The sequence below is a fragment of the Streptomyces sp. NPDC060232 genome (assembly GCF_042726555.1).
In the GTDB taxonomy this organism is placed as follows: Bacteria; Actinomycetota; Actinomycetes; order Streptomycetales; family Streptomycetaceae; genus Streptomyces.
In genome coordinates this window covers 65,408-71,724 of sequence record NZ_JBHXAG010000028.1, presented here as the reverse complement: position 1 = coordinate 71,724, position 6,317 = coordinate 65,408, and the positions used below count along the sequence as shown (strand labels likewise).

At 74.4% G+C, this 6,317-nt stretch carries 6 protein-coding genes; 2 read left to right on the top strand and 4 right to left on the bottom strand.

The window, feature by feature from the left end; translation table 11 throughout:
* Nucleotides 1-98 precede the first annotated feature (98 nt).
* Nucleotides 99-557, bottom strand: coding sequence for a nitroreductase/quinone reductase family protein (locus ACFWFZ_RS30300; protein WP_387126449.1), 459 nt, complete (start codon nucleotides 555-557; stop codon nucleotides 99-101).
* 107 nt (nucleotides 558-664) lie between these two features.
* On the opposite strand from ACFWFZ_RS30300, the gene ACFWFZ_RS30295 reads away from it, so the two are divergent.
* A complete protein-coding gene (locus tag ACFWFZ_RS30295; RefSeq protein WP_387126447.1) occupies nucleotides 665-1,645 on the top strand; it encodes a LysR family transcriptional regulator in 981 nt (326 codons plus the stop codon).
* Between the two features lie 163 nt (nucleotides 1,646-1,808).
* Here ACFWFZ_RS30295 and ACFWFZ_RS30290 read toward each other — a convergent pair whose 3' ends face one another.
* A complete protein-coding gene (locus tag ACFWFZ_RS30290) occupies nucleotides 1,809-1,994 on the bottom strand; it encodes a hypothetical protein (protein WP_030034983.1) in 186 nt (61 codons plus the stop codon).
* 177 nt (nucleotides 1,995-2,171) lie between these two features.
* Between ACFWFZ_RS30290 and ACFWFZ_RS30285 the strand changes: the two genes are divergently transcribed.
* Nucleotides 2,172-3,521, top strand: a complete 1,350-nt coding sequence (locus ACFWFZ_RS30285) for a carbohydrate-binding protein (protein ID WP_387126445.1) — start codon at nucleotides 2,172-2,174, stop codon at nucleotides 3,519-3,521.
* 70 nt (nucleotides 3,522-3,591) lie between these two features.
* Here ACFWFZ_RS30285 and ACFWFZ_RS30280 read toward each other — a convergent pair whose 3' ends face one another.
* Both ACFWFZ_RS30280 and ACFWFZ_RS30275 read right to left on the bottom strand, forming a co-directional pair.
* The gene (locus ACFWFZ_RS30280; protein WP_387126443.1) at nucleotides 3,592-4,608 is read right to left on the bottom strand and encodes a YdcF family protein; all 1,017 of its coding nucleotides are present in this window, start codon (nucleotides 4,606-4,608) and stop codon (nucleotides 3,592-3,594) included.
* 103 nt (nucleotides 4,609-4,711) lie between these two features.
* Nucleotides 4,712-6,313: an amidohydrolase family protein gene (locus ACFWFZ_RS30275; protein WP_387126441.1), complete on the bottom strand. Its 1,602-nt coding sequence runs from the start codon at nucleotides 6,311-6,313 to the stop codon at nucleotides 4,712-4,714.
* Nucleotides 6,314-6,317 lie beyond the last annotated feature (4 nt).

Here is a 6,317-nt window from a genome sequence, read left to right as displayed (position 1 = left end):
CCTGGTAGCTCCGCTACGAGGACATGCGTCCCGCACGCCGAGGGCACGCACCGAACGCCGCTCCTTGCTCCACGGGGCAACTCGATACAGACCCTCGGTCAGCGGCCCGGGAGGCGTTCCAGGATCACCAGGGGGATCTCGCGGGGGCGGGCGGCCGCCTGGTCGTCCTCGAACGGGGGCCACAGGGCGGTCATCATCTCCCAGTACACCTCCCGTTCCGTCGCGGTGGCCGTGTGCGCGGTCGCCTCGTAGGCGGCGGCGCCCACCTGGAGGCGGACCTCCGGGTGGGCGGTCAGGTTGCGGTACCAGTGGGGGTGGTCCGGGGCGCCGTCGGCGGAGGCCACGACGAGGTAGCGGCCAGCGTCCTCGCCGTAGATCAGCGGGGTGCGCACGGTGGTGCCGGTGGCGCGGTCCAGCGTGGTGAGCAGCAGGGTGGGAACGCCGTGCCACAGGTGCCCGTCCGCGCCGGCGGTGCTGACGTAGGCGCGGACGTGGTCGAGCTGCGGGCCGGGCCGCGGGTCCGTGGGGTGGTCCCAGTCGACTTCGAGTGTGTGCATTTACCTGTCCTTAGGGTCGTGGCCCCCTGGCGGCTAACGAGCATGAACGATTCTGGATGCGTACGACCCGTAGCGCACGTCTGCAAGTCTGGACCAAGCTCGGTGTCATGGATCTGGAGCTGAGGCATCTCAAGATCGTCAGGGCCGTCGCCGACGCCGGGAGCCTGACCCGGGCCGCCACCGCCCTCGGTCTGGCGCAGCCCGCGCTCAGTGCGCAGCTGAAGCGGATCGAGCGGGCGCTGGGCGGCACGCTGTTCGTGCGCGGGCGGGAGGGCGTACGGCCCACCGCGCTCGGGGAGCTGGTGCTGGAGCGGGCCAGGGTGCTGCTGCCCGCGGTGTGCGAACTCCAGGAGGAGGCGCAGCGGTTCGCACGGCAGGGGGCGCAGGGCTACCGGCTGGGCGGGACGCACGGGCCGCTGCTCGGCGGGCTCGTGGACCGGCTCGCCGATGCGGAGCCGGGGGTAGCGGTGACCACGTACACCTCCTGGTCCGAGAGGGAGGTCGCCGGGAGTGTCGCGGAGGGGCGCCTGGACTTCGCGCTGGTCGGAGTCTGCGGGGAGAGCGCGCCGCCGGAGCCCGGGCGGCTGGCGTGGATGGAGGTGGCGCGGGATCCCGTGCACGTGATGCTGGCCGAGGACCACCCTCTGGCCCTGGGGCGGGCCGTGGCGGACGAGGTCGGTCTGGCCGAGCTGGCCGCCGAGGCGTGGACGGACGTCCCCGGCGACGGGTGCTTCGGCGACTGCTTCGCCGCGGCGTGCGTGCGGGCGGGCTTCACGCCCGCCTGCGTCTACGAGACCGACACGGCCTCCTGCGTGCACCTGGTGCGGGTGGGGCGGGCCGTGGGCCTGTGCCGGGCCACCTTCCCCGCGACCCCGGGGGTGGTCACGCGGCCGCTCGCCGGGACCCCGCTGGTGTGGCGGCACCTGCTCGGGTGGCATCCCGCCGCGCGGGTCGCCGCGCGGGCGGTGGGGGTGCTGGGGCATGCGAGGGCCGCGCACGCGGAGGCCCTGGGGAGGTCGGCCGGAGCCGTGGCCCTGCGGGCTGCTCCGGCTTCTCTGCGGGCGGCCGCGCCGTGGCCTGCGGCGTAGGGCGGTGCGCTGCGGGGCGGTGCCGGGTGCGGCGCCGTTGCGGGGGCACTGCCCCCGCACCCCCGCGCCTCAAACGCCGGCGAGGCTGAAAAGAGCGCCTCAGACGCCGGCGAGGAGCGGGGGCCGGGGGCGGTGAGGGCAGCCCTCGGGCTGCCTGCCGGGGCTAAGGCAGGTAGCGCTCGATGACCTGCGGGCCCTCCTTCTCGATCAACTTGCGGGCCTTCTCGACCCGCTCCGGAGTCGGGTCGTGGCCTGTCGCCATCACGAGGTCTTCGGGGTCGTACGGCCGTTCCCCGCCCGTGAAGAGCCGGTCCGACCGTGTGGGCTGCTCGTCGGGTTCACTGACCATCGCGTACCTCCTACGGTTTCCCTGCCCCCATACTCCGGCCGCCGCCCCATGAACGCACCTCGGCCGCCGCGAGGCGACGGGCATACCACCGGGGGAGGGGACAACTGACAGCTCCCGCAGGAAGGTTCGGATTTCTACGGTTTCCGCAGACCCCCACCGGAAACCGAGGAGATCCCCATGCTCAAGCGACACGCCCGCGCGGCGTGTACCGCCCTGGCCGCCGCCGGGCTGCTGCTGGCCGGGACCGGCGGCGCCGTCGCCGACCCGGCCCCCGCCCCCGTGGCGCCCTCGGCGGCCGTCACCCTGCGGACCGCCGACGCACCGCCCGAGCTGCTCGCCGCCATGCAGCGCGACCTCGGCCTGACCCCCGCGCAGGCCAAGGCCCGTCTCGCACACGAGGCAGAGGCCGGGGCCACCGCCGCCCGCCTCCGGGACCGGCTCGGCGCCGCCTTCGCCGGGGCCTGGGTGGACGGGGCCGACGCCGGCACCCTCACCGTCGCCACCACGCGGGCCGCCGACACCACCGCGATACGGGCCACCGGTGCCCGGGCGAAGCTGGTCGCCCGTGCCCTGGCCGACCTCGACGGCGCCAGGGCCGCACTGGACCGGGCCGCCGGCCCCGCGACCCCCGTCCGCTACGTCGACCCCCGCTCCAACACGCTCGTCGTCGAGGAGGCCGAGGAGGGGGCGGCCGCCCGGCTGCTCGCCGCGACCGGCACCGACGCCGCCCTGGTCACGGTGGTGCGTACGGCCGAGGCCCCGCGTCCGCTCTACGACCTGCGCGGCGGGGACGCCTACTACATGAACGGCAGCGGCCGCTGCTCCGTCGGCTTCCCCGTGACCAGGGGGACCGTGAACGGCTTCGCCACCGCCGGGCACTGCGGGCGCGCCGGGACCACCACCACCGGCTTCAACCGGGTCGCCCAGGGCTCCTTCCAGGCCTCGGTCTTCCCCGGCAGCGACATGGCCTGGGTCGCCGCGAACACGAACTGGACCTCGACGCCGTACGTGAAGGGCAGCGGCGGCGCGAACGTGCAGGTCGCGGGCTCGGTGCTGCAGCCGGTGGGGGCCTCGGTGTGCCGGTCCGGATCGACCACCGGCTGGCACTGCGGCACGATCCAGCAGCACAACACCAGCGTCACCTACCCCGAGGGCACCATCTCCGGCGTGACCCGTACGACGGTGTGCGCCGAGCCGGGCGACTCCGGCGGCTCCTACATCTCCGGGAGCCAGGCCCAGGGCGTGACCTCGGGCGGCTCCGGCAACTGCTCCAGCGGCGGGACCACCTTCTTCCAGCCGCTGAACCCGATCCTGTCGGCGTACGGACTGACCCTCAAGGTCAGCGGCGGCGACCCGGGCCCCGGCCCCGGCGAGCCCGAGCCGGGCGGCACCTGGAAGGCGGGCACCGTCTACGCGGCCGGCGCCACCGTCACCCACGGCGGCGCGACCTACCGCTGCATCCAGGGGCACCAGGCGCAGACCGGCTGGGAGCCGCCGAACGTCCCGGCGCTCTGGCAGCGCGTCTGATCCGTACGGCGACCGGTGCCGTGACCGCCGAGGGGGGAGTCACGGCACCTTCCCCGTCCGCAGTCGTGCGTCAGACCAGGACCGCGGCCAGCGTGCCGAGCGCGCCGAGGACGGTCAGCAGGCCGCAGATGGCGAGGTTCACCATCCGGTGCTCCCAGAAGACCGCGACGAACTCCCGGATGGTGGCGCTCGGCCAGTAGTACTTCGCGGTGGGGGAGCCCAGGACCTGCCCGTTGACGCCGGTCTTGCGGGCGAGCATCGCGGCCCGGAAGGCGTGGAAGTTGTTGGTGACCACCACGCACCGGTACGCCGGATCGTGCGCCTCCATGATCTCCCGGCTGAAGCGCATGTTCTCCTCGGTCGTGGTGGACCGGTCCTCCAGCACGATGTGGTCCGCCGGCACGCCCTCCGCGATCAGCCAGTCCGCCATCGCCCGGGCCTCCGCGACCTTCTCGTCGGAGCCCTTGCCGCCCGACACGAGCAGCACCGGCGGCCGGCCGCCCCGGGCCAGCTGGCGCTCGTAGATCTGCTGCCCCGTGCGCAGGCGTGAGGCCAGCAGCGGCGGCACGCGGTCCCCGCCGATCAGTCCGGAGCCCAGCATGACCACGTGGTCGACGTCGTCGCGCACCCTGATCCGGCCGTAGAGGAACGCGTAGCCGAGGAAGCAGAAGAAGACGAAGGAGACGTAGCCGGCGACGACGGTGAGGGTTCCGGCGATGCCGCCGAGGACGGGGGAGCCGACCACGGCGACGAGGACCAGCAGTGCGATCAGCGCGAAGATCGCGAGGCCGGCGAGCATCGACAGCAGGGTGGCCGGGCGGAAGCCCTCCTTGCGGACCATGGTCATGCCGTTGCGCACGAGGAGGACGCCGAGCGCCAGGATGCCGAACGCGGGCGAGGCGAAGGTGAGGACGACGACCGTGACGGCCGCCCAGAGGGGCAGTTTGCCCACCTGGAGGAAGAGGGCCGAGAAGGCGGTGAGGAAGGTCAGTCCCAGCAGCACGGCGTTGCTGAAGCGGCGCCGGTCCTGCCGGACGCTTATGCAGAACGCGACGAACAGCAGGGCGGCGAGGGCGAAGGCGACCATGGCGCCATCGTAGGTGGTCAATCCACGGCGGATCGCGGGCGGTTCACCGGGTCCCGCGCCCGGTCACCGGGTCCCGCGCCCGGTCACCGGGTCCCGCGCCCGGTCACCGGGTCCCGCGCCCGGTCCACCCGGGACCGGAGCCGGTCCGGCGCACCGAACGTCCGGCCAGTACCTGGGTCCTGCGCCCGTCGCGCATCACGAACCGTCCGCCGACCAGGACGTGCGGGATCCCGGTGGGCGGCGTGCGCGGCCGCTCGTACGTGGAGCCGGCCGCGACCGTGTCCGGGTCGAAGAGGACGAGGTCGGCGCGGTGGCCCACACGGACCAGGCCCCGGTCGGGCAGGCGCAGCCGCGCCGCGGGGCGGCCGGACAGGTGCGCGACGCACTCCTCCAGCGAGAGCAGCCCGAGCTCGCGGACGTAGTGCCCCAGGTAGTGCGGGAAGGTCCCGTACGCCCGCGGGTGCGGTTTCGCGCCTTGGAGGATGCCGTCGGAGCCGCCGGTGTGGGCGCGATGGCGCATGATCGTCCGGACGTTCTCCTCGTGGCCGACGTGCTGGAGGATCGTCGGCGCGAGCCGGTCGCCGATCAGGAGCCGGCGGGCGGTGTCCCAGCCGTCCACGCGGGTGCCGACGTGGGCGGCGTACGCGGGGTCGGCGACGCCCGAGACCTCGATCGTCGACCAGTCGACGGGGACCCCGTGGCAGCCGTCGGCGCCCTCGTTCTCCAGCGCGTGGCGGATCCGCGCGGCCTGGCCGTCGTCGCGCAGACGGGCGATGACCGCCTCCGGGCCGCCCGCGTTCGCCCAACTGGGCAGCAGCGCCACAAGGGTGGTGCAGCCGGGGGTGTACGGGTAGCTGTCCAGGGTGATGTCGGCGCCCGCGTCCAGGGCCGCGTCGAGGAGGGCGAGGAGTTCGGGGGCGCGGCCCTCGTTCTCGCCGAAGTTCATGGTGGCGTGCGCGAGGTGCAGGGCGCAGCCGGCCTCCCGGGTCAGGTCCACCATCTCCGCGTAGGCGGCGAGCGCGGCCCGGCCGTAACTGCGGTGGTGGGGGCAGTAGTAGCCGCCGTGGCGGGCCACCACCCGGCACAGTTCGGCAAGTTCGGAGCCGGAGGCGTACATGCCCGGGGTGTAGGTGAGCCCGGAGGACATGCCGACGGCGCCCTGGGCGAGGCCGTCGGCGACGAGGGCGCGCATCCGGTCCAGTTCGGCCGCGGTCGCCGGGCGGTCGTCCCAGCCGACGACGTGGGCGCGGACCGTGCCCTGGGGGACGAGGTAGGCGGCGTTGACGGCGACGCCCTCGCCGCCGAAGCCGCGGTCCAGCCGGTCGAGGTACTCGCCGACCGTGCGCCAGTCGAAGTCGACGTCGTCGCCGGGGCCGTTCCAGCCGGCGATGGCGGCCCGCACCGCGTCGAGGGTGCGGTCGTCGACGGGCGCGTACGACAGGCCGTCCTGGCCGAGGACTTCGAGGGTGACGCCCTGGGCGGCCTTCGCGCTGTGGTCCGGGTCGCGCAGCAGGGCCAGGTCGCTGTGGGCGTGCATGTCGACGAAGCCGGGGGCCAGGACGAGGCCGTGCGCGTCGACGGTCTCGCGTCCCCCGGACAGCCTGCCGACGGCGGCGATCCGGCCCTCGTGGACCGCGACGTCCGCGGTGTAGGAGGGGCCGCCCGTGCCGTCGACGACACGGGCGCCCCGCAGGACCAGGTCCACAGAA